Genomic DNA, 20,791 nt, shown 5'->3' on the forward strand with positions numbered 1-20,791 from the left:
AAGAACACCTTGTTTTGCCGTATGATGCAACTTCCTGTAATATATGTCGATCCGCTATTCAATCTCCGGGTTGCTTTTTAATTTTTCTGTTAATTCAATAGTCCTGGCGAGGCGTTTCAATGCCGTGTCATGATTTTTCACAAAGGGATTGTTCATATCCCACACATAACCTGCCAATACCGAACAGATCTGTCCTTTGATCAGCGGATCCGCATCTTTCTTAAAGAAAATGGTATCCAGGGTGCCCTCGTACCAGGCCATTACATAAGAGCGGAAGGTATTCACGCCCTGCATGGTAGGCTCCATGTACTCTTTTTCCCAGTCTACGTCCTCTCCTTTCAGCTTCCGGATCACCAGTTTTGCGGCTGTTTGTGATGAAACACAGGCCAAAGTTACACCAGAAGAGAAAATCGGGTCCAGAAATTCTGTTACGTTGCCCGTCAGCACAAATCCGTCTCCGTAAAATTTATCTGTAGTGGCAGACCACGACTGCAGTATCCTGGGCTCAAATACCAGCTCCACATCGCGGAAACGTTCCCTGGTATAGGGCTCTGCTTCCAGCAGGGCGCGGTATTTCTCTTCATCGGTACCGGGATACTCTTCAAAAAATTCCGGGTCTCCTACAAAGCCCAGGGAGGTGATCCCTGTAGCGAAAGGAATGATCCAGATCCATACGCCCTTTTTATGTACCACTGCAGTGATGCGGTTGGGCTCATCTGCCATGGAACGGCGTGCATCCACGGTATGTGCGAACAGCGCCTTGCGGGGTTGCAGGTTGGAGTTTTTCTCCAGGTTGAATAATTTCGGGATCACCCTGCCATAGCCGCTGCCATCTACGATGAAGCGGGCGGCTATCTGAGATTGCTGACCGTCTTTATCTTCTACTGTTGTAATGGAATCGGATCCATTGAAACGTATATCCGTTACTGTTGTTTCATACGCCACCGGCACGCCCATACTTTCTACTGTATCGGCCAGCGTTTTATCAAAATCGGCACGCGTTACCTGCCAGGTCCAGGTCCAGCCTGGTGTAAATTGTTCCTGGAAAGTAAAGTCACAGAGTGCGTTGCCCTTTACAAACTTCGCCCCTGACTTCTGCTGAAAACCTTTTGCTTTAATAGCATCAATAAAGCCGGCTTCTTCCAGTGCTTCCATGCTACGTGGCAACAGGCTTTCGCCTATTACAAAGCGGGGGAATTTCTGTTTTTCCACCACTTTTACATTGTAGCCTGCCTGATGAATAATAGATGCCGCTACTGTTCCTGCCGGACCTGCTCCTATTACCAGTACATCAACTTGCTCAGTTTTCATAAGTGACGATTTTGGGCGTTATAGATTTAATGCGATTGGGTTTATTTTTTCTGACATTTCAGCAATGTATAGTTCATGCCCATCTGGTCATTTTCCTCGATGATAGCCAAACCGGCATCCTCAATGCATTGGAAGAAATCATCTGTATGGTACATCTGGCTGTTGCCATTGGCCATAGCCGTAAAGTACAGGGACGTTTGCTGCAGGCAGAAAGCGGCGGACTTAAACTGCTGGCGGTTCCAGAAAGGCTCCAGGATATAAACCGTACCTCCTTCGTTCAGCGCTTCCCGGCAGCGTTTCAGGATAGAAACAATTTCTGCTTCAGAGAAACAATCCAGGAACTGGCTCATCCAGATGGCATCAAAGCCTTGCGGGAAGGGCACTTCCTCGTGGAGTATATTGGCAATATGGAAATGCACACGGTTTTCCACACCGGCATCCTTCATTTTCTGCTGCGCCAGTCCGGCCTGACCCGGCAGGTCGAAGATGGTTACTTCCACTTCCGGATCTTTTGCGGTGCAGGCCAGGGCCCACTTGCCTGTGTTACCACCTATATCGAGCAAACGTTTGGGTTTCTTTTCAAAAACAATGTCCAGCGCCTGCGGGGTGGCAAGGTCTGAATAGTAATGGTCGAAGTCAAACCAGCTTTTGCCTACTTCAGGCGGCAGCAGCGACAGGCCCGGGTAAATGGTATCCCAGGGGCCCAGTTCACGTAAACCGGCGGGTTTTCCTTCTCTTAAACTTTCCTGCAGGTGATTCATGCCTTTGTAGCAGATATCCTGTGAAAAGTCCATGTTGATGCGGGTAAGAGGATCGTGCAAAATAAAGTAACCTGTTTTGGTAAGGGTGTAGCGTTTGTCGTTCACGATCACCAGTTCCATGCCTAAACCGGCTTCCAGCAGCACTCTCACAGCATAACGCGACAATTTTGTTTGTTCCATTATTTCTTCAATGGTAATACCGGCAGAACGGCTGTTGCTCACAGCTGTTAAAATGCCCATATCACGTAATGCCCTGGTGGCCTGGAAAGCAACCGGGGCAAATGCCAGGCGTAATGCAGCTTCTTTTGCTTCGAGTGCTGTTTTTGTTTCTTTATTAAACACGACAATAACTTTGTTTAGCTGTTAAGATTAAAGACCATGGCTGCATTGCATCCACCGAAACCTGAAACCGTTTTCAGGAAATGGCGGGATGTTTTCTGCAGCAGGGTGTTATGAACATTCACCGGCATACTTACACCGGGTACTTCAAATCCTTTTGTTGGCAATATTACGCCTGCCTTCATGGCATGCATGCTGATAATGGCTTCTATAAGACCGGCAGCGCCCAGGGTATGACCGTAATTGCCTTTCAGGCTGTTTACCGGTACATTGGCCAGCCCTGCGTGATGCAGCGCTTTTGCTTCCATTTCGTCGTTATACAGGGTAGCGGTGCCGTGTGCAGAAACAAACCCTATGTCTGCAGCGGTTAGCCCGCTTCCTTTCAGCGCCAGTTGTATGGCTCCCGCCAGTTCTTCACCGGTGCGGGAAGGGCCGGAAATATGGTTGGCATCATTGCTGATGGCGCCCTCGCCCAGCGAGAAGGAGGCATTGCCTTTTTCCCGGCTGAGTATCACGGTGGCCGCGCCTTCTCCGAGTGTAACGCCCGTCCGGTTGGCATCGAAGGGCTTACAGGGAACGGCGCTTACTGCCTGGAACGACTGAAACCCTGACAATACAAAGCGGGTGAGCACATCCCCGCCGGTAACTACCACATGATCGTAGCGTCCCGACCGGATCAGCCGCTTACCTGTTAAAATGGCTACCAGTCCTGAGATACAGGCGCTGCTGATCACCAGTGGTTCATTGACTGCATTAAAATGTGCCGCCATTTTTTTTGCTGTGGCGTACAGCTGCATGTCTTTCACCGGTGCTGCCATGCCTTCCGGCTGCTGCTCCAGCAATTCAATATTTCCCTTGGTAGTGGAAATAATAAAGCCGGTGCGGGCATCCGTAAGCGTAATAGCGGTTTGTTGCAGGGCCGATTGCACCGAAGCAGCCAGCAGTTTCTCAAACCGCGTATATCCATTTACGTTAATATGCGCCGTAAAGGCTTCCAGTTGTTCAGGCGCTGTGATAGCGCCATAAAACGGAGCAGCGGCATAGGCAGTATTGTTATGCTGCGCTATGCCACTGTTGCCAGATAACACCTGGTCAAAATTTTCCCGGGTAGTACTGCCAAGAGGCCCCACAATATTATCTGCTACTACATACACCTGTTGCATAATACCCTTTGGTTATACCAGTCCGTGCTTTCTTTTCCATTCCATGAAAAAGGGAGGGGTGATCAATTGCAGGGACGAAGTTTCCTTGTCCAGGAATACCTGTACAGAAGAGCCCTTTGCTACTATTTCCCCGGTGGCAGGATTGGTAAGGATGTATTCAAATTTTATTTTTGCTGCCAGGTCGTCGATATACTTTGTCTCTACCACCACCCTGTCGCCATAGCGTAAGGAGCGTTTGTAATCACATTGTACATTTACTACCGGTACAGTGAATCCTTCGTCAAAAATATCCAGGTATCTGAGTCCGTATTTTTCACCGAAAGCTTCCCTGCCGTCTTCAAAATACCGCACATAATGCCCGTGCCATACTATTCCCAGCGGATCTGCTTCATTGAATCTAATCAGTATGTTGGTGCATTCAGTCAGTATCATAATTTATCCTTTCTTCTTTGGTTTCTTTGCTGCCGGTGCTGTAGTGGCTTTGGTTTCCTTCTTTGCTGCAGGTGCTGCTACTACCGGTTTTGGATCTTCGGGGTCTTTGGCATCGGCGTATTTGGTTTTCAGTTTGTTGTAGTCGTCGTCGATATCATCCAGTACGCTCTTAATGGTGGCGAGCCAATAGTTGCGCCATGCGAAGCTCCATTTCTGGCCTTTACCAATGTAACGTTCTGTGAGCAGTACATTTTTCCGGTCCATGTCTACAATGGTCAGCCACATAGAGGCGCTTTTGGTGGTTTTGCTCATGCCTTCCATTACCAGCATTACGCCAATTCCGTGTTTTCCGGAAAAATCGTACGATTTCACCACTTTGGTAATGTCTTCCGGTTTAAGACGTTCAAAGTCGGAAGATTCATCTGATTTCAGTGCATCTCCATTGATGGCTTCATTGCGTTTGTTCACCAAACCAATACTGGTATTGTATTTATCCCGGTGAAAGGCGCCTGGTACATCATACTTTTTTTGTTCGTTCACAATTACCTGGTTAAGGGCGGTAAACTCATGGTCTACGATGGCATCTGTTTTGGCAGCGGCGTCGCCAAGCAGCCTGGCTTGTGTAAAATCCACACCCAGCCAGGTAAAGGAAGAATCTTTGTTCTCCAGGAAATTTTTAAGCGTTTGAGCATTCGCGGTCATGGTCATCATGCTCAACATCAGCAACGGAAGTGCAATTAATTTTCTGCAGTTCATGTGTGATTAAATTTGGGGATTGGTAAATATTTTCAATTCGCATTGTGCCATCAGGCGGCCTTCAAACATTACTTTGCCGGTTACCATAGTAGCATTGAATACTTCAGCACCGATTTCGGTGGTGGTTTCTATCATTTGTCCTGCCGGCGGCAGTTCCAGTATTTCCAGGTCTTTTACAGCGCCAATAAATCCCAGGGGAACGGGCGTATTTTGTTGTTTGGCGATATAGCCGATGCGGGCAGCGGCGGTTTGTGCAATATTTTCCATCAGGCCAGGGGCGGTGAGCACGCCGTTTTCCACAAAAATATTATCTGCGGCGATGTGCAGGCCGGTGCGCGTTACAGGACCATTTACTTCCAGAATGCCACTGATCATCACTATGGGCGTGCGCTGGGGAATATAGGCGGTAATATCGTCTGAATGAATAAACATCTGCACAAGTTATTATTAAAAATGAAACACGAAATAAATAGAATTATACGAAATTATTAACAGTAAAAACACGCATTTATTCCCAAAAGTCGTAATAATTGAACCATTGCACCGGGTAACGGTATACTTTTTCTTCTACATGCTGTACAAAATCCTGCAGGGCTGTTTCTACGCCCTGGTTACGCCGGCCGTGGTACAAACGGGGTTCAGTGGCAAAAAAATGATAATGGGTAGATGATTCCTTGAAGGCGAATACCACGGAAACCGGTACCCGGAAAGTGGCAGCCAGCAGGAAGGGCCCTACCGGGAAACGTGCATCCTCTCCTAAAAAGGGAGCCGTTATTGTTTTATTGCCTGGCAGGAACCTGTCGGCATGCATACACACCAGCTCCTTATTACTTAATGCTTCATTGATGGCATAAATGTGCGAAAGGTCATCTTTGATCACGATAATATTCATATTACGGTCGCCCGTAACACCGGAGAGATAGTCTTTTACACGCTGGTGCTCTCCGTCGAACATCACTATATTGATGCGGGTTTGCAGGCGCTTGAACAAATGACCGGCCACTTCCCAGTTGCCCACATGAGCGCTTAGCAGGATGCCGCCTTTGCCGCCGGCAATCATTTCGCGCAAATAATGCTCACCCTCAAATTCAAAAGTGAATTTATTGGACATATCTGCCATTACCACTACCTTATCGATCAGTGTTTGGCCAAATACATGATAATTCCGGTATAAACTGAGCAATGCGCGCCCGCGGCTGTAACCGATTTTGGTACGGAAATAATGATAGACAGGTTTTGAGGAACTCCAGGAAAACGCAAAAAAATAGAAGGCCACAAACTTCAGCAACAGATACGCCGGTGCTACCCCTCCATGTTTCAACAGGAAAACAAAACAGCTATATCCGAACTTATTCCCTTTAGACTTTCCTTGCCAGGAAGGCATTATACCAGTTCTTTTTGTTGTACGCGAGTGGCTACATAGTTGTAGAAATCCTGGAAGCTAACAATAGCCTGGAATTCCTCCGGTTTTACTTTAAATCCGAAGTTATCTTCTATCACTACCACCATGTCGATATAATCCAGGCTGTCCAGATCCAGCGTGGATTTCATGTTTGCTTCAGGCGTGATGGCTGCGGGGTTTGCTTCAAACTCCTCTACCAGAAACTTATTCGTAACAGTTATTATCTCTCTAATGTCCATAAAGTGTGAAATCAGATATAGGTCGGTTAAAAATTTGTGTTTATTTAGTCCATTGATCGGTTAATCCTATTCCGAGCGCCAAAGTTAAGGATATTTATTTTCCATTCCACCCCCTTACTATCAGGGAGGAATTTGTTCCCCCGAAGCCAAAAGAGTTGGACAAAAATATATTAAAACTTTTATTAATTGTATTGGTTACAATATTTAACCTTGCGGCGTCCTCGTCGGGATTATCCAGGTTGATATTCGGGGCTATAAAACCGTGCTGCATCATGAGCATGGAATATACGATTTCACTGGCACCAGCCATCCAGCATTCATGGCCGGTCATTGATTTAGTGGAGCTTACATAGGGCCGGGAGGCGCCAAACACTTCGTGAATAGCTTTGGCCTCGCTGGCATCACCGGCAGCGGTGGAGGTAGCGTGTGCGTTGATATATTCTATATCGCCGGGTTGTAAACCGGCATCCTGCAGGGCTATCTGCAGGGATCTTACAGGTCCGTCTACAGTTGGATTGGAGATATGTGCGCCATTGGACGAGAAGCCATATCCAAGCACCTCCCCTAAGATGGTGGCGCCCCTGCGCTGTGCGGATTCCAGGCTTTCCAGGATCACGGTGGCGGCACCACCGCTGGGCACCAATCCATCACGGTCGCGGTCAAAAGGCCGGGAAGCGCGGGCAGGATCATCTTCCCTTACAGAAAATGCAGCAATGGCGTCAAAGTTACCCATCCCGTATACATTTACTTCCTGGGCGCCGCCGCAGATCACAGCGTCCTGCATCCCGTTCCTGATAAACATATACCCAAGCCCGATAGCATGTGAACCGCTGGCGCAGGCTGCGCTTACAGTGAAGTTCACGCCACGGAGCTTAAAGATGGTGGCCAGGTTCATATTTACCGTGGAGTTCATGGTCTGGAAAACAGACCCGGAACCTACCAGCATGGTATCTTTTTTTGCCCGCATAATATCGTTGGCTTCCACTACCGGCTTCGCGGAACTGTCGTTGCCATATAAAAGCCCTATGGGGGTGGAGTCGATATATTCAGGAGTCATTCCCGCCTGGGCAAGGGCCTCGCGGGTGGCCATATAGGCAAATTCCGCCTGCTCGGGCATCATCAGCCTCGCGCGACGGTCAAGCAGCCCTTTGAGCTCAGGCCTTTCTATATACCCGGTTAATCCGGAACGATAACCAAATGCTTTTCTTTCAGGGTCCAGCACAATACCGGATTTACCCTGATACAATGAATCTCTCACTTCCTGCATATCCTTTCCGATGCAGGAATAGATTCCCATCCCAGTGATCACTACTCTGTTCATAGCTCTTAGCTTTTAGCGGTCAGCCTTTAGCCCGGTATATTGACGTTATTAAGTGTGAAGCCCCCCATTGATGTTCAAAATTTCCCCGGTAATATAACCTGCCGACCTGGATGCCAGGAAAGCAACGGCATCTGCCACTTCTTCGACAGTACCAAACCGGTTCATCGGAACCTGCGCTGCCAGCTCTTTTTCATTGAGCTCAGCTGTCATATCTGTTTTAATGAAACCAGGTGCAACAGCGTTTACCGTTACTCCCCTTTTGGCTACTTCCTGTGCCAGCGCCTTTGTAGCGCCAATAACCCCTGCCTTGGCAGCAGAGTAATTGGTTTGGCCGGGTAACCCTTTTATACCTGACAGCGACACCATGTTGATGATACGCCCGTAACGCTTCAGCAACATGCCATTCAGCACCTGCTTGGTGACGTTAAAAAATCCATTTAAACTGATATTGAGTACATTGCTCCATTGCGCCCCATTCATCCAGAACATCAGGGAATCTTCCCGGATGCCTGCATTGTTCACCAGCACTTCTATCTGTTGCTCTTTATTGTTTTCCACCCAGCTACCCAATACCTGCTGTACTTCGGCGGCATCGCCTACATTGAACTGCATCAGCTCACCTGTACTGCCTTTTGCCTTCACCGCTTCCAGCGTTTCCAGCGCCGCAGCCTCATTTCCCTTATAGTTGATCAGCACATGATAACCGGCTTCGGCCATCCTGATACATACTGCCCTTCCTATTCCTCTTGACCCTCCTGTTACTAATGCACATTTCATGAATTACAAATTACGAATTACGAATGACGGCTAACCACTACGATCAGAACTGGATTGGCATATTCTTTACCAGGTAAGCTTTAATCTGCTGAAGATCTTTATAGCGCGGGCTGTCCTCAATAAATTTAGGGAAAATTGCCCTTACTTCCTGGTATACTTTGTGGGAGAATCCTGCCAAACGGTCCTGGCAATTCAGATAATCCACCGCCTGCAACATCGTCATCACCTGTATGGCCAATACCTGGAAAGTATTTTCTATTACTTTACTGGTCATGGTAGCGGCATTGGTGCCCATGCTCACAATATCCTGGTTATCGTTGTTGTTGGGAATACTATGCACATACATCGGGAACGACAATGTCTGGTTTTCCGCCACAGTGGAGGTTGCCGTAAATTGCACCCCCTGCATTCCAAAATTGAAGCCAAGTTTGCCAAGGTTCATGAACGGAGGGAACTTGTGGTTCAACTTTTCATTCAGCAGATAGTTCAGCTGTCTTTCTGCCAGCATCGATAATTTGGTGATCGCTATCTTGATCTTATCCATTTCCAGGGAAACGTAATCGCCGTGGAAATTTCCGCCGTGGAAAACGTTTTCCAGGTGATGATCCACCACGGGATTGTCACTCACGGAGTTCAGCTCCTGCACCACCAGCTTTTCTGCCTGTGCAAGGGTATCGTATACAGGGCCCAGGATCTGCGGAACACAGCGCAGGGAATAATACTCCTGTACTTTATCTTTAAAAATTTCTTCTTCCAGTTCTTTATAAAGATGATCGGGGCGATGGCGGACCATTTTACTGCCGGTGAGGATTTCCCTCATTTTGGCTGCGATCTTTTGCTGGCCCTCATGCTTTTTCACGGCATTCAGTTCCGCAGAGAGGTGGTCGTCGAATGCTTCCACTATTTCGTTGATCATGGCAGATAATACCACCGACCATCCCAGCAGTTTCTTTGCTTCAATAAGGTTTACCAGCCCTATACCCGTCATGGCGGATGTTCCGTTAATAATGGCCAGTCCTTCTCTCACGTGAATACCTATAGGCTTCAGGTTCAGTTTTGCAAATACATCTGCCGTAGGCTGATATTTATCTTCATACCAAACCTCTCCTTCCCCGATCAATACCAGCGCCAGGTGGGCCAGCTGTACCAGGTCGCCGCTGGCGCCTACGCCACCATGCTCAAACACACAGGGATATACGTTTTTATTGATCAGGTCTTTTAAAAGATGTACTACTTCCGGGTGGATACCGGAATGCGCCTGCATAAAGCTGCTCAAACGCGCTATCATCAGGGCTTTGGTATGCAAAGGCGACATACAGTTACCGGCCCCGGAGCTATGGCTGCGGATCAGGTTATACTGCAACTGGAATGTGTCCTCATCGCTGATCCGGTATTGGGCCATAGGGCCAAAACCGGTGTTGATACCATAGATCAGTTTCTTTGCTGAAAACTTCTCAAGGAACAGAAAACTAGCTTCCACCTGCTGCAAAGCGGCTGTTTCCAACGTCAGCTCTTCGCCGCCCAAAAGGACCCTGTACACTTCTTCCAGGGACAGTGCCTTACTTCCTATTGCAACCATTTTATCTTAAATTAAATTATTTGTATATGTAAAAAAGTGCTCAAAATTAGCATAAAGCTAGATTTATCCAAATAAATAACGGCCCCATTCATCAGATTACGGGTAATTACGCATGCGGTTATTACTTATCCGGGGAGGAGAACAAGCCTATTCTTCTTCTGTTGTTGTTGGCGGTGTAACCAGTACTTTGTCGATACGATGTGCATCCATGTCCACTATTTCAAAGGTAAAATCTCTCCAGGAGAACTTTTCGCCTGTTTGCGGAATATGTTCCAGGTGATGCAGGATGAAACCTGCCAGCGTATCAAAATCCTGCTCAAATTCGGTCATCCAGTCTTCCTTATCAAATTCTTCCAGGAAATCATAAAAAGGTATCTGCGCGTCTACCAGCCAGGTGCCGTCATCCCGGAGCACCATCTCATAATCATCGCTTTCAGCTGTTTCGGGCATATCGCCTACAATGGCTTCCAGTATATCATTGAGGGTGATCATTCCCAGAAAGGTGCCGTATTCATCCACAATAAAAGCGGCATGCAGGTGCGTTTCCTTGAACTTTTCCAGCACCTGGTAAGCAGTATTGTTTTCCGGTACAAACAGCGGCTTGCGGATAATTTCCGGGAGCCGGGCTGCTTCTCCTGACAGGGAATACAGATCCTTGATGGTGATCAGTCCTTTGATTGTATCTATCTGCCCGTCGCAAACGGGGTATACTGAGTGCAGGCTTTCGAGGATCCTCTGCCGGTAGGTGGCGGGGTCATCGTTAATATCCAGCCAGGTAATATCGTTGCGGTAGGTCATGAGCGAGGTAATATTACGGTCGCCCAGGTGAAATACCCTTTCTATGATCTCCTGTTCCGTTTCTTCAATGGCGCCGGAGCTGGTGCCTTCATTAATAATAGCTTTGATCTCTTCTTCCGTAACATGCGGCTCCCCGGATTTGAGGTTCAATAATTTTATAAGAGCGGCAGAAGAAACCGTTAACAGCCAGATGAAGGGAAAAGTAAGCCAGGAAAGCACCTGCATGGGTTTAGCCATAAACTTGGCAATGGCTTCGGGCCTGGCCAGCCCTACGCGTTTTGGTACCAGTTCTCCCAATACCATGGAAAAGTAAGTGATCACCACTACAATAAGGATAGTGGCCACTACACTGCTGTAAGGCTGTATAAGCGGAAAGGTGTTGAGCCAGGCCATCACATCTGTTTTGATGTTTTGGCCTGAATAAATACCCGTTAAGATGCCGATCAGGGTAATACCGATTTGCACGGTAGAAAGAAAGGTGTCCGGATTGTTGGCAAGCTTTAAAGCTGCCTTTGCTTTTTCATCCCCTTTATTGGCCTGGTTCTCCAATCGGATCTTCCGGGCCGAGACCAATGCTATCTCCGACATCGAGAACAGGCCGTTCAATAAAATAAGGATGAGGATAATGACGACTTCCATATATAAAGCCTAAAAATAAAAAATTATTCAAATATCAGGGTCAGAAATGCCAGGATCAGGCCTATGGCTATTGCCAGTACTTTTTTCCTGCTGAGCTCATGATGTTTTGTACCGCTTTCATAAAAGATAGTAGTGGAAATATGCAAAAATGCTCCCACTACCAGCGCCACTACGTATAAAAGATAATGTTGTACCACTTCAAAACGGCTGCCCAGCCAACCTGCCAGTACTGCTGCCAGCGGCGTTACCAGCGCAAAAATGACCAGGATCCTCCAGAGCTCTGCTCTTTTGCGGTGCGCATGCATCATCACCGTGATCAGCGTTAATGCTTCAGGGATCTTATGGGCGGCCACTCCTGCCATCAGCGATGGCAGCGCAGAATGGTCACTGTATTTAAATCCCAGTGGCAATCCTTCCATGAAAGCATGGATGGAAAGGCCCAGCAGCAACGGCGTTACTGCAATATGATGGTGATGCTCCTGCGGCATATGGGTATGCCCGTGCTCCATTCCATGGGAGAGCTGCTGCAGGAATACCTGCAGGAAAAATCCCAGTACTATATAAATACCTGCCTGGTGCCCCAGTTCTTCATACACTTCAGGCAGAAGGTGCATAATGATCACCCCAAAAAGAAAGGCTCCTGTAAATGCAAGCAGGTAAATAGAAAAGTTGGCATTAATGCGTTTTACTGTCATGGGGATCATCCCACCAGCAATGGTTGCAGCCAGTATCAGTATAAGATAGTTCCAGTTCATGATGCGAGTTCAGGCTCCAGTCTTATGCGGCGTTGAAAGAAACTACCGCTCAGCAGCCCGATTAAAATACCCAGTACCGCACCACCTGCTACATCGAGCGGATAGTGCACGCCTACATATACCTGTGCATAGCCGATAGCAGCGGCCCATACAAAGAATAACCAGGCGTACCGGTGAAATGCATGTTTTAAAGTTATGAAACAAAATGTAGCCAGCGCAAAATGATTGGCGGCATGGTTGGAAGTAAAACTTCCGCTCATAGGGCAGTATACAACCAATACCCTGGCATAGTGCGACACCAGCGGATCGCGGCAGGGCCTTACCCTTCCAACGGCGCTTTTCAGGTACAGACTGCTCTGATCGGCTACGGCAAAGCACAGCAGGAAAAACAGTATCCAGAAAAGACCTTTCCAGCCATAATTGATAGTTACAAACAGCCCCAGGAACAGGTACAGCGGCGCCCAAACAAAAGGCTCCCTTAAAAAAGGCAGCACTACATCCAGGAATCCATTGTACCACTGCCCGTTGATATGAAAAAAAAGCCGGAGATCCCCGCGTAATATCGATTCAAGCATGGCTATGATTTTGTGGCAATGATGATCAGTCGTGGCGAACGCTGCTCATCATAGCTGTTAAAGTGATAGTCGCCGAATATTTCTGTTACAGCAAGCCGCTGTTTGGCAAACATGGCTTCAAATTCCGGCCTGGTAAAGGCATTCACGCTTTCGGTGTAAGTAGCGCGGCGCATTTTCTCCTTATCAAGTATACTGATCTGCTTCATAAATTTATGCGCTTTCAGCTCCCGGCGGATATCAAACACCACGTTGTCTTTTTCCTTTACCTCATCGGTTACCAGGTGTGTGGCCACATAGCTGCTGTTCAGGTAGTCCAATACCAGCTTACCACCTGGTTTCAGTGCATTGGCAAGTGTGCGCAGGGCGTTGTCGTTATCGCGCTGTGTTTCAAAGTAACCGAAGCTGGTAAAGAAGTTAAACACCACATCAAAATAGTTTACCCGGAAAGGCAAACGCATATCATGCTGAAAAAAGCTCAGGTGGTCGTTCTCCAGCTTTTTTGCCACATTAATGCTTTCAACAGACAGATCGATCCCGGTTACATAATAACCTTTGTCTGCCAGGTATTTAGCATGCCGCCCCCTTCCACAGGCTACATCCAGCATCTCCGCATCCGGAGCTGGCTGCAGGTAGGTAAGCAACTTATCGATAAATGCCGCAGCCTCCCTGTCATCCCGGTTATTGTACAACAGGTGATAGTAAGGAGAATTAAACCAATCTTTAAACCATTGTTTATCTACTTCCATGTTTTGTGCAGCTATCAGCAAAAGGTAACAGCTATTTTTTATTATTAAACATCAAATATCGGGTGCTTTCGTAAAAGCCACGTGTTAAATTATCAAGGCTCTTTGCTGTATCCGTCTGCCGGGCACTGATATTCTTCAACGGGTCGCCTTTCAGATCATACAGCGCAGTAGCGTTTGTGGCCATATTTATTTCATACAGGTAGCGATCGCCCAGCATCGCGTAAAACGGCATCTGGTTACGCAGATAGGTCATAAACACATACTTGTTGTTCACCCGGGTACTGTCGAAAAGATCTGTGCCCAATGTATAATTCCTGTATGGCATTCCCACCATTTTTGCCACAGTCGGATATACGTCCAGCAGGCTGCCGGGAGTGGTTACCGTTTGCGGCGCCAGATGCCCGGGACTATACATAAATGCGGTTACATGCACTCCGCCGGTAGACAGCTCGTATTCCGGCAGCGGCATAAAACTGTATGGGTTCAGCACGCAGTTATGATCTCCGAAAAATACAAAAATGGTATTATCAAGATAGCCATCTTTACGCGCCATATCTATAAGATGGCCCACGTTATAATCTTCATACCTGAGCGCATTGAACTGGTCTACCGATACAAAGCCCGATTGTTTGAACTTTTTCATGTCCAGGTCTTTCTCCGTCACCTTTTTAAAATCACCGGCGCCGCTGGTGGTAGTGTAGGGCGGATGATTATCTGCCAGCTGGAGAAAAGCCACAAAAGGCTGCTTCTTATCATTATCTTCCTTAAAAATACCACTTGCTTCGGTGATCAGGTCATAATCGGAGATCCCCCACACATCGGCTTTCCCGGATTTATACATGCCTTCTTCATAAATACGGATCCCTTCCACATTGTTTGTAAATACTGCGCGGATATTGGCCCAGTTTGTATTACCACCCAACAGGTACAGCTTATCATATCCCTTGAACTGATCCATTACAATGCGCTGGTCCAGCATTTTAGGATGACGGCTGGCTGTTTTTACGGCGGTAATATCAGGTAACCCGGTATGCACGCCAAATACCGTTTTAGCCGTGCTGATGGCAGGCACATAAAAATTTTTGAACAGGATACCACTGTCGGCCAGCCGTTTCATATTAGGCGTTGCCTGCATGGGGTTGCCATACATGCTGGTCACTGCCGCACCGGTAGATTCCAGCATTACCAGCACCACGTTGAGCCGGGGCTTGCTGCTGTCACCTGCCACTGTACGCACATAATTCAGGTTATTCGTATCGGTGGAATCCACTTTAAGATAGGAAGCCACGTAGGGATAATATTTTTTGGTAGCCTCCAGGTTGTAAGTATCGCCCTTTACAGAGAAGTTAGATGCAAAATACAGGATAGGATTGAGCCCCAGGCTGGTTACACCGTTATCACGGGTAAACATGGCCTGGCTCCAGCGAAGCGGAAAGTAAGCGATATTGCCATAGATCCCTGCTGCGAACAACAGTACCATCCCGATCACATAACCTGTAAAGGGCCATTTGCGCAGGTGTATAACCGGTTGGGCGGCAAATTTTCTCCAGGTAGTTTTCTGCAGGCGGTATACCAGGAACATGAAAACAAAAATTCCCAGGGCGCCTCTCACTACCGGGTAGCTTTGCCATACCATCCGGGCATTGTCTGCCCGCTCCCCTTTCGCAAGAAACCTCAATACAGAAGGGTCCAGTCGCTGGCCAAGGTAATCATAATGACCGAGGTCGAGGATATAAAGAAGGGTGAGGAGCAGGTAAATAAGAAAGAAATAGGTAAAATTGATATTACGTATAGTCCGCGAGGTGAAAAATTTATTCCGGGTAATCAGCGTTAATAACAAAATGGGGATCATGAGGTAAAGTGCCAACCGGAGGTCAAATCTTAATCCCAGGTTCCAGGCTTTGAGTATCGCTGCATGCTCTGTAATGGTGGTTTTAAAGAAGAACAGGTAAAATATAGCCCTGAACATCACCATTAGCAGGAAGAGGTAAAGCGTTTGAACAAACACATAACGAATATACCGGGGTATATTCTTCCACGAGTATTGCATGTAACGTATAGCTGTTTTTTGAAAAGCGTAGCTGCAAATATAGTGAAAAGTGAATGTGTAAAATTTAAAAATAGGGATAACACAGGCCTGTAAATGGTCATCTTTTCATAATTAGGATTTCTGGAATGGATTTTTTTATATTTGCCTTCCTTTAAAAATTGAATCTTGTGGCACTGATCAAATCGATATCCGGCATACGCGGAACCATAGGCGGTAAGCCCGGCGAGGGACTTTCTCCATTAGATGTGGTAAAATTCACAGCTGCCTACGGCACCTGGCTGAGCCGGCAAACAGACAACCGTAAGGTGGTAATAGGCCGTGATGGCCGTATTTCCGGCGAAATGGTAAAAAACCTGGTAGTATCCACCCTGAACGGGCTTGGTATTGATGTAATAGACCTCGGTTTATCTACTACTCCGACCGTGGAACTGGCAGTTACAATGGAAAATGCCGCGGGCGGTATTATTCTCACCGCCAGCCATAACCCTAAAGAATGGAACGCGCTGAAGCTGCTGAACAGCAAAGGTGAATTCATTTCAGGGGAAGATGGCGCCCAGCTGCTGGAAATAGCAGAACAGGAAGACTTTAACTTCGCGGATGTAAATAAACTTGGCTCCTACACTGCCAACGACTCTTACCTCCAGAAACATATCGACCTGGTAGTGAACTATCCCCTGGTGGATGTGCCTGCCATTAAAGCACGCAACTTCAAAATTGTGGTGGATGCCGTAAATTCCACCGGCGCTTTATTTGTTCCCCCGTTGCTGAAAGCATTGGGTGTGGAAGAAGTAGAAGTGCTGTTTGCGGAAGTAAACGGAAAATTCAGCCATAATCCCGAACCGCTGGCAGAAAACCTGACCGCTCTTTCCAATGAAGTGAATAAATCCAATGCCGACCTCGGTATCGCCGTTGATCCGGATGTGGACCGTCTTTGCTTTGTTTGTGAAGATGGGGGCATGTTTGGCGAAGAATATACGCTGGTGGCAGTAGCTGACTACGTGCTGAGCAAAAGAAAAGGTAATACCGTTTCCAACATGTCGTCTACCCAGGCGCTGAAAGATGTAACGCTGAAACACGGAGGTCAATACACTCCTTCTGCAGTAGGTGAAGTGAATGTGGTAAAGAAAATGAAAGACACCAACGCGGTGATCGGCGGAGAGGGCAACGGAGGCATCATTGTTCCGGACCTGCATTACGGCCGCGACGCCCTGATCGGTATCGGTCTTTTCCTGAGCCACCTGGCACACAGCAAAAAAAGCATCAAAGCCTTGCGTAACAGCTATCCCGACTATTTCATCTCCAAAAATAAAATAGAACTGGATAAAGGCGTGGATGTAAAAACCATCTTCGAAAAGATCAAGGTAAAGTATAAAAACCAGCCTTTAAATTCAGAAGACGGGCTGAAAATTGAGTTCGATAAAGACTGGGTACATCTCCGTACATCCAATACAGAGCCTATTATCCGCATTTACGCGGAAAGCCAGAACGAAACCACGGCAGATAACATTGCCAAAAGGATCATGCAGGATATTAAAGAGTTCATGCACTGATCGCGCGGATTTTGTCTGACTCAGGATTAAACTGATTTTACAGATTACCTGGATTTTATTTTTTAGATTTTATAAATGACTAAGGGAGATAAAAGCGAATATATCCGCTATTATCTCCCTTTCTACTTAAAATCAATAAAATCCTAAAAACAAAATCCAGGTAATCTGTAAAATCAGTTTAATCCTGAGTCAGACAACCTCCGCGTGATTACATTAATTCCTTCAGCTTCTCCACTACTTTGTCCACTTCTTCTTTGGTGTTGTTTTTACAGAAGGAGAAGCGCACCGCGATTTGGTTAGGATTGCTGTTAATGGCGCGAATAACGTGTGATCCCGCATTGGCGCCGGAGGTACACGCACTGCCGCCGGAGGCGCAGATGCCGTTAATATCCATATTGAACAGGATCATTTCCGTTTTTTCGGATTTGGGGAATGCCACGTTCAGTACGGTATAAAGACTACTGCCATACAGATCGCCGTTGAAAGCTACTCCGGGAATATGCTTTTTCAGCTGTTCTGCCATGTACATACGCAGACCATTGATATGGGAGCTGTGCTCCTCATGATGAATGGTGGCCAGTTCCAGGGCTTTTGCAAAACCGATGATACCATACAGGTTTTCTGTGCCGGCACGCATATTACGTTCCTGGCTGCCACCCTGGATGAAAGGCGTTATCTTAACGTTTTCATTGATATACAGGATGCCTACTCCTTTAGGGCCGTGGAACTTATGACCGGCGCCTGTAATGAAGTGCACGGGCGTGTTGCGGAGGTCGAACGGGTAGTGACCTACGGTTTGCACGGTATCCGAATGAAAAATGGCATCAAACTCCTTGCAAAGGTTGCCAACGGCATGAATATCCAGCAGGTTGCCGATCTCGTTGTTGGCATGCATGAGGCTTACCAGGCAACGCTCTTCTGAATTTTGCAGCAGTTCCCGCAGGTGGTCCATATCAATATGACCGCTGGGTAATACATTTACAAAAGAAAGGGCTACGCCATCGTGGTGGTGCAGGTACTCCACGGTGTGCAGGGTAGCATGGTGCTCAATAGGCGAAGAAATGATGTGTTTGCAGCCCAGGTCTTTTACTGCGGCATTAATGGCAGTGTTACTGCTTTCGGTGCCGCCGGAGGTAAAAAAGATCTCTCCCGGATGTGCATTTAATGTTTTGGCGACTGATTTACGTGCATTTTCGATACCCAGTCTTGATTCCCGTCCGTAAGAGTAGATAGAGGAAGGGTTACCGAACTTTTCTGTCATAAATGGCAGCATTGCTTCCAACACCGCCGGGTCCAGCGATGTGGTAGCTGCATTGTCGAAGTATATTCTTTCCAATGTTTGGTGGTTTTTGATAAAAGAATAATAATTAATGGTGGTTGGTGGTCCTAAAAGGTAGCGAAGTTCCGAAAATTTTGGGATTTTTGATTTTGGTTTTTTATAAGCGGAAATTTAAAAGGAAACAACCCGCTGACAGTATTGCAGCGCGTTGTTTCCTTTTAATTCACATCTCCCGAAGGGAAAATATATTAAGAATTTCTGTTAATCACGTCATAGAACCGGTCGCGGTACCCGTCGGAAATGGGGATGGACTGGTTGGCGATCATCACCGTATTTTTCTCTACGCAGTTTATCTTATTCAGGGAAACCAGGTACGAGCGGTGTACACGGATGAATTTATCGGCCGGTAAACGGGTTTCAAATGATTTCAGGCTGCGCAGCGTAAGTACGGGCAGGTTATGTGTATAGATCTTCGTATAGTCTTTCAGTGCTTCAATGAAAAGGATATCTTCCAGGTTGATCTTGATGATCTTATACTCTGTTTTTATGAAGATGTAGTCATTTACCCATGCGGCATCCATGGCGATAGCGTTATTGCCGGCGCTTATGTTCTTCTGCTGGGAGGCTGACCAGGTTTCGCTGGCTTTGGCGGCAGCCTTCAGGAAGCGTTCAAAAGGAACGGGTTTCAGGAGGTAATCCACCACATCCAGGTTAAAGCCATCCAGGGCATACTCCCCGTAAGCGGTGGTAAATACTACCATGGGCGGGTACTTAAGGGATTTGAGGAACTGGATGCCCGTGATATCCGGCATTTTGATATCAAGGAATACCAGGTCTACCGGTTCATCCTGGATGAAGCGTAACGCGGTGGCCGCGTTTTCGAATTTACCGGCCAGGCTCAGGAAAGGGACCTTGCGGATATAATCTTCCATGATCTCCAGCGCCAGCGGCTCATCATCCACTGCAATACACTTTATCATTTTTTCAACACAATTTTAAGATCAACAATAAATTGGTTTTCGGTTTCCGTGATATCGATCTCGTGTTCATGCTCATAAAGCAGCGCCAATCGTTTTAATACATTGTCGAGGCCTACCCCGCCCCTTTCGGCTACCCTTTCTTTAAAGTGACTGTTCTTAACTGTTAATCTGATCATATCTTCAGTTGTAGCGATGTATATATCTATAAAGGAATCTTCCGTATAACTGATCCCGTGTTTAAAGGCGTTCTCCACAAAAGGCACCAGCAGCATCGGCTCAATCTGCACCCCATCGGCATTCCCCGTAAGCCGGTAACTGATCTCTATATCTTTCGGCAACCTTAAACGTTGTATCTCAATGTAATCATGCAGGTATTTCAGTTCATGTGAAAGCAATACCCGGGCTTCGTTGGACTCATAGATCATATAGCGCATAATGGTTGACAGTTTCAGAATGGCATGTTCTGTTTGCGCTGATTGCTTATGAGCCAGTGAGTAAATGGTATTTAGACAGTTAAAAAGGAAGTGAGGATTAATCTGCGACTTTAAAAATTTTAGTTCCGCATTTAATTTCTCCACTTTCAGTTCTTCCCGTTGCTTTTCACTTTTAAACCATTCAAGGGCAATCTTTATAAATCCGCTCATAAACAGCATGAGCAGTGCAAAAAATCCGGACCTCCGCAACACTTCCGGAAAAAACAGGTACTCCAGGATACTTGGCCCATCCGCATCTATCAGCGGCATTGCCTGCCCTGGTAGTGCAGGTACAGGAGTCAGGCTGGCAACGGCTACACCGGTGGTATCAAAAGTTCCGGAAACTGTAGCTGCCTGGCCGGCGGGAACAGCCGGTACAAACCCTGCCCTCATCATCATACGACGACGGTGAAACGGTGGAAAGTCGTCTGATGTTACTTCTGATTTGTTAAATTTTTTGTCCATCCGTATGGTCATCATCGGATGCCCTCTGTGCGCATAGTTCCGGAAGAAATAATAATTTAAGGCTGCCTGCTGCAGCGTAATAAAAACAATCAGCACAACGATGCTGCTAAGATAAATGACGATCTTTTTCCCGTTAAAAAAACGGGGGATCAGCACATAAATATTGAGGTAGAAAATACCAATGAGAAACAGGTTATCGATCAGTTCTTTTATAAAGAAACCTGTGTGCAGGATCTGGATGCGGTAAATAAAGAAAGGGAAAAACAGAAAGCACGTCCAGCCAAGGATGTGCAGTGAAATAAGGAAGGGACGACTCCTGATAATCCGTTTGAAATTTGGCATCACTTTGTTTGATGCGATAAACTTACACCAGATAGGGTTAGGCTTGTGTTAAAATTTGT

Annotated in this window: 20 protein-coding genes; 1 reads left to right on the plus strand and 19 read right to left on the minus strand. The window is 46.9% G+C overall.

What is annotated here, in order from left to right; genetic code table 11:
• Window positions 1-54: 54 nt before the first annotated feature.
• The 16 genes from ABIE50_RS29985 to ABIE50_RS30060 all read right to left on the minus strand — a co-directional run bounded on the left by ABIE50_RS29985 (window position 55) and on the right by ABIE50_RS30060 (window position 15,643).
• Complete coding sequence (locus ABIE50_RS29985) at window positions 55-1,311, minus strand: NAD(P)/FAD-dependent oxidoreductase (protein ID WP_142686192.1); 1,257 nt, start codon at window positions 1,309-1,311, stop codon at window positions 55-57.
• A 41-nt stretch (window positions 1,312-1,352) separates the two neighbouring features.
• Window positions 1,353-2,414, minus strand: coding sequence for a class I SAM-dependent methyltransferase (locus tag ABIE50_RS29990; RefSeq protein ID WP_260607491.1), 1,062 nt, complete (start codon window positions 2,412-2,414; stop codon window positions 1,353-1,355).
• Between the two features lie 14 nt (window positions 2,415-2,428).
• Window positions 2,429-3,574 (minus strand): beta-ketoacyl-[acyl-carrier-protein] synthase family protein, encoded by a 1,146-nt coding sequence (locus ABIE50_RS29995; protein ID WP_209862520.1) that lies wholly within the window; start codon window positions 3,572-3,574, stop codon window positions 2,429-2,431.
• Between the two features lie 12 nt (window positions 3,575-3,586).
• Entirely contained in the window at window positions 3,587-4,006 is a 420-nt protein-coding gene (locus ABIE50_RS30000; RefSeq protein WP_209862523.1) for an acyl-CoA thioesterase, read from the minus strand.
• 3 nt (window positions 4,007-4,009) lie between these two features.
• Window positions 4,010-4,762 (minus strand): hypothetical protein, encoded by a 753-nt coding sequence (locus ABIE50_RS30005; protein ID WP_142686188.1) that lies wholly within the window; start codon window positions 4,760-4,762, stop codon window positions 4,010-4,012.
• 6 nt (window positions 4,763-4,768) lie between these two features.
• Window positions 4,769-5,194 carry a hotdog family protein gene (locus ABIE50_RS30010; protein WP_209862527.1) on the minus strand — a complete coding sequence of 142 codons (426 nt, stop codon included), beginning with the start codon at window positions 5,192-5,194 and terminating at the stop codon, window positions 4,769-4,771.
• Between the two features lie 76 nt (window positions 5,195-5,270).
• Window positions 5,271-6,146, minus strand: a complete 876-nt coding sequence (locus ABIE50_RS30015; RefSeq protein WP_209862530.1) for a lysophospholipid acyltransferase family protein — start codon at window positions 6,144-6,146, stop codon at window positions 5,271-5,273.
• The gene (locus ABIE50_RS30020) at window positions 6,146-6,403 is read right to left on the minus strand and encodes a phosphopantetheine-binding protein (protein ID WP_209862532.1); all 258 of its coding nucleotides are present in this window, start codon (window positions 6,401-6,403) and stop codon (window positions 6,146-6,148) included. Before ABIE50_RS30020 ends, ABIE50_RS30015 begins: the two co-directional genes overlap by 1 nt.
• 94 nt (window positions 6,404-6,497) lie before the next feature.
• Window positions 6,498-7,724 (minus strand): beta-ketoacyl-[acyl-carrier-protein] synthase family protein, encoded by a 1,227-nt coding sequence (locus tag ABIE50_RS30025; RefSeq protein WP_209862534.1) that lies wholly within the window; start codon window positions 7,722-7,724, stop codon window positions 6,498-6,500.
• Window positions 7,725-7,772: 48 nt separating this feature from the next.
• Complete coding sequence (flxB, locus tag ABIE50_RS30030; RefSeq protein WP_209862537.1) at window positions 7,773-8,501, minus strand: flexirubin biosynthesis SDR family reductase FlxB; 729 nt, start codon at window positions 8,499-8,501, stop codon at window positions 7,773-7,775.
• Between the two features lie 43 nt (window positions 8,502-8,544).
• On the minus strand, window positions 8,545-10,080 hold the full coding sequence (gene flxA, locus ABIE50_RS30035; protein ID WP_142686183.1) for a flexirubin biosynthesis tyrosine ammonia-lyase FlxA: 1,536 nt from the start codon (window positions 10,078-10,080) through the stop codon (window positions 8,545-8,547).
• A 147-nt stretch (window positions 10,081-10,227) separates the two neighbouring features.
• On the minus strand, window positions 10,228-11,517 hold the full coding sequence (locus tag ABIE50_RS30040) for a hemolysin family protein (RefSeq protein WP_209862540.1): 1,290 nt from the start codon (window positions 11,515-11,517) through the stop codon (window positions 10,228-10,230).
• A gap of 23 nt (window positions 11,518-11,540) precedes the next feature.
• Window positions 11,541-12,272, minus strand: coding sequence for a ZIP family metal transporter (locus ABIE50_RS30045; protein ID WP_209862543.1), 732 nt, complete (start codon window positions 12,270-12,272; stop codon window positions 11,541-11,543).
• Window positions 12,269-12,847 carry a phosphatase PAP2 family protein gene (locus tag ABIE50_RS30050; RefSeq protein ID WP_142686180.1) on the minus strand — a complete coding sequence of 193 codons (579 nt, stop codon included), beginning with the start codon at window positions 12,845-12,847 and terminating at the stop codon, window positions 12,269-12,271. The genes ABIE50_RS30045 and ABIE50_RS30050 overlap by 4 nt, the downstream gene beginning before the upstream one ends.
• 2 nt (window positions 12,848-12,849) lie before the next feature.
• A complete protein-coding gene (locus ABIE50_RS30055; protein WP_209862545.1) occupies window positions 12,850-13,593 on the minus strand; it encodes a class I SAM-dependent methyltransferase in 744 nt (247 codons plus the stop codon).
• 31 nt (window positions 13,594-13,624) lie between these two features.
• Complete coding sequence (locus ABIE50_RS30060; protein WP_209862548.1) at window positions 13,625-15,643, minus strand: LTA synthase family protein; 2,019 nt, start codon at window positions 15,641-15,643, stop codon at window positions 13,625-13,627.
• A 167-nt stretch (window positions 15,644-15,810) separates the two neighbouring features.
• On the opposite strand from ABIE50_RS30060, the gene glmM reads away from it, so the two are divergent.
• A complete protein-coding gene (gene glmM / locus ABIE50_RS30065) occupies window positions 15,811-17,193 on the plus strand; it encodes a phosphoglucosamine mutase (protein WP_209862551.1) in 1,383 nt (460 codons plus the stop codon).
• A gap of 208 nt (window positions 17,194-17,401) precedes the next feature.
• Here the strand turns inward: glmM and ABIE50_RS30070 are convergent, their stop codons facing one another.
• The 3 genes from ABIE50_RS30070 to ABIE50_RS30080 all read right to left on the minus strand — a co-directional run bounded on the left by ABIE50_RS30070 (window position 17,402) and on the right by ABIE50_RS30080 (window position 20,732).
• The gene (locus tag ABIE50_RS30070) at window positions 17,402-18,529 is read right to left on the minus strand and encodes a cysteine desulfurase family protein (RefSeq protein ID WP_209862554.1); all 1,128 of its coding nucleotides are present in this window, start codon (window positions 18,527-18,529) and stop codon (window positions 17,402-17,404) included.
• A gap of 191 nt (window positions 18,530-18,720) precedes the next feature.
• A complete protein-coding gene (locus ABIE50_RS30075) occupies window positions 18,721-19,452 on the minus strand; it encodes a LytR/AlgR family response regulator transcription factor (RefSeq protein WP_209862557.1) in 732 nt (243 codons plus the stop codon).
• Window positions 19,449-20,732, minus strand: coding sequence for a sensor histidine kinase (locus ABIE50_RS30080; RefSeq protein WP_209862560.1), 1,284 nt, complete (start codon window positions 20,730-20,732; stop codon window positions 19,449-19,451). The genes ABIE50_RS30075 and ABIE50_RS30080 overlap by 4 nt, the downstream gene beginning before the upstream one ends.
• Window positions 20,733-20,791 lie beyond the last annotated feature (59 nt).

Origin of the sequence: Chitinophaga sp. OAE865 (assembly GCF_040546735.1) — a bacterium.
Lineage (GTDB): Bacteria > Bacteroidota > Bacteroidia > Chitinophagales > Chitinophagaceae > Chitinophaga > Chitinophaga polysaccharea_A.

Excerpts from the sequence above, each read along its gene's own strand:
- ABIE50_RS29985 (WP_142686192.1), bottom strand. The coding sequence starts at position 1,311 with ATGAAAACTGAGCAAGTTGATGTACTGGTAATAGGAGCAGGTCCGGCA.
- ABIE50_RS29995 (WP_209862520.1), bottom strand. The coding sequence starts at position 3,574 with ATGCAACAGGTGTATGTAGTAGCAGATAATATTGTGGGGCCTCTTGGC.
- ABIE50_RS30000 (WP_209862523.1), bottom strand. The coding sequence starts at position 4,006 with ATGATACTGACTGAATGCACCAACATACTGATTAGATTCAATGAAGCA.
- ABIE50_RS30005 (WP_142686188.1), bottom strand. The coding sequence starts at position 4,762 with ATGAACTGCAGAAAATTAATTGCACTTCCGTTGCTGATGTTGAGCATG.
- ABIE50_RS30010 (WP_209862527.1), bottom strand. The coding sequence starts at position 5,194 with ATGTTTATTCATTCAGACGATATTACCGCCTATATTCCCCAGCGCACG.
- ABIE50_RS30015 (WP_209862530.1), bottom strand. The coding sequence starts at position 6,146 with ATGCCTTCCTGGCAAGGAAAGTCTAAAGGGAATAAGTTCGGATATAGC.
- ABIE50_RS30020 (WP_209862532.1), bottom strand. The coding sequence starts at position 6,403 with ATGGACATTAGAGAGATAATAACTGTTACGAATAAGTTTCTGGTAGAG.
- ABIE50_RS30025 (WP_209862534.1), bottom strand. The coding sequence starts at position 7,724 with ATGAACAGAGTAGTGATCACTGGGATGGGAATCTATTCCTGCATCGGA.
- flxB (WP_209862537.1), bottom strand. The coding sequence starts at position 8,501 with ATGAAATGTGCATTAGTAACAGGAGGGTCAAGAGGAATAGGAAGGGCA.
- flxA (WP_142686183.1), bottom strand. The coding sequence starts at position 10,080 with ATGGTTGCAATAGGAAGTAAGGCACTGTCCCTGGAAGAAGTGTACAGG.
- ABIE50_RS30040 (WP_209862540.1), bottom strand. The coding sequence starts at position 11,517 with ATGGAAGTCGTCATTATCCTCATCCTTATTTTATTGAACGGCCTGTTC.
- ABIE50_RS30045 (WP_209862543.1), bottom strand. The coding sequence starts at position 12,272 with ATGAACTGGAACTATCTTATACTGATACTGGCTGCAACCATTGCTGGT.
- ABIE50_RS30050 (WP_142686180.1), bottom strand. The coding sequence starts at position 12,847 with ATGCTTGAATCGATATTACGCGGGGATCTCCGGCTTTTTTTTCATATC.
- ABIE50_RS30055 (WP_209862545.1), bottom strand. The coding sequence starts at position 13,593 with ATGGAAGTAGATAAACAATGGTTTAAAGATTGGTTTAATTCTCCTTAC.
- ABIE50_RS30060 (WP_209862548.1), bottom strand. The coding sequence starts at position 15,643 with ATGCAATACTCGTGGAAGAATATACCCCGGTATATTCGTTATGTGTTT.
- ABIE50_RS30075 (WP_209862557.1), bottom strand. The coding sequence starts at position 19,452 with ATGATAAAGTGTATTGCAGTGGATGATGAGCCGCTGGCGCTGGAGATC.
- ABIE50_RS30080 (WP_209862560.1), bottom strand. The coding sequence starts at position 20,732 with ATGCCAAATTTCAAACGGATTATCAGGAGTCGTCCCTTCCTTATTTCA.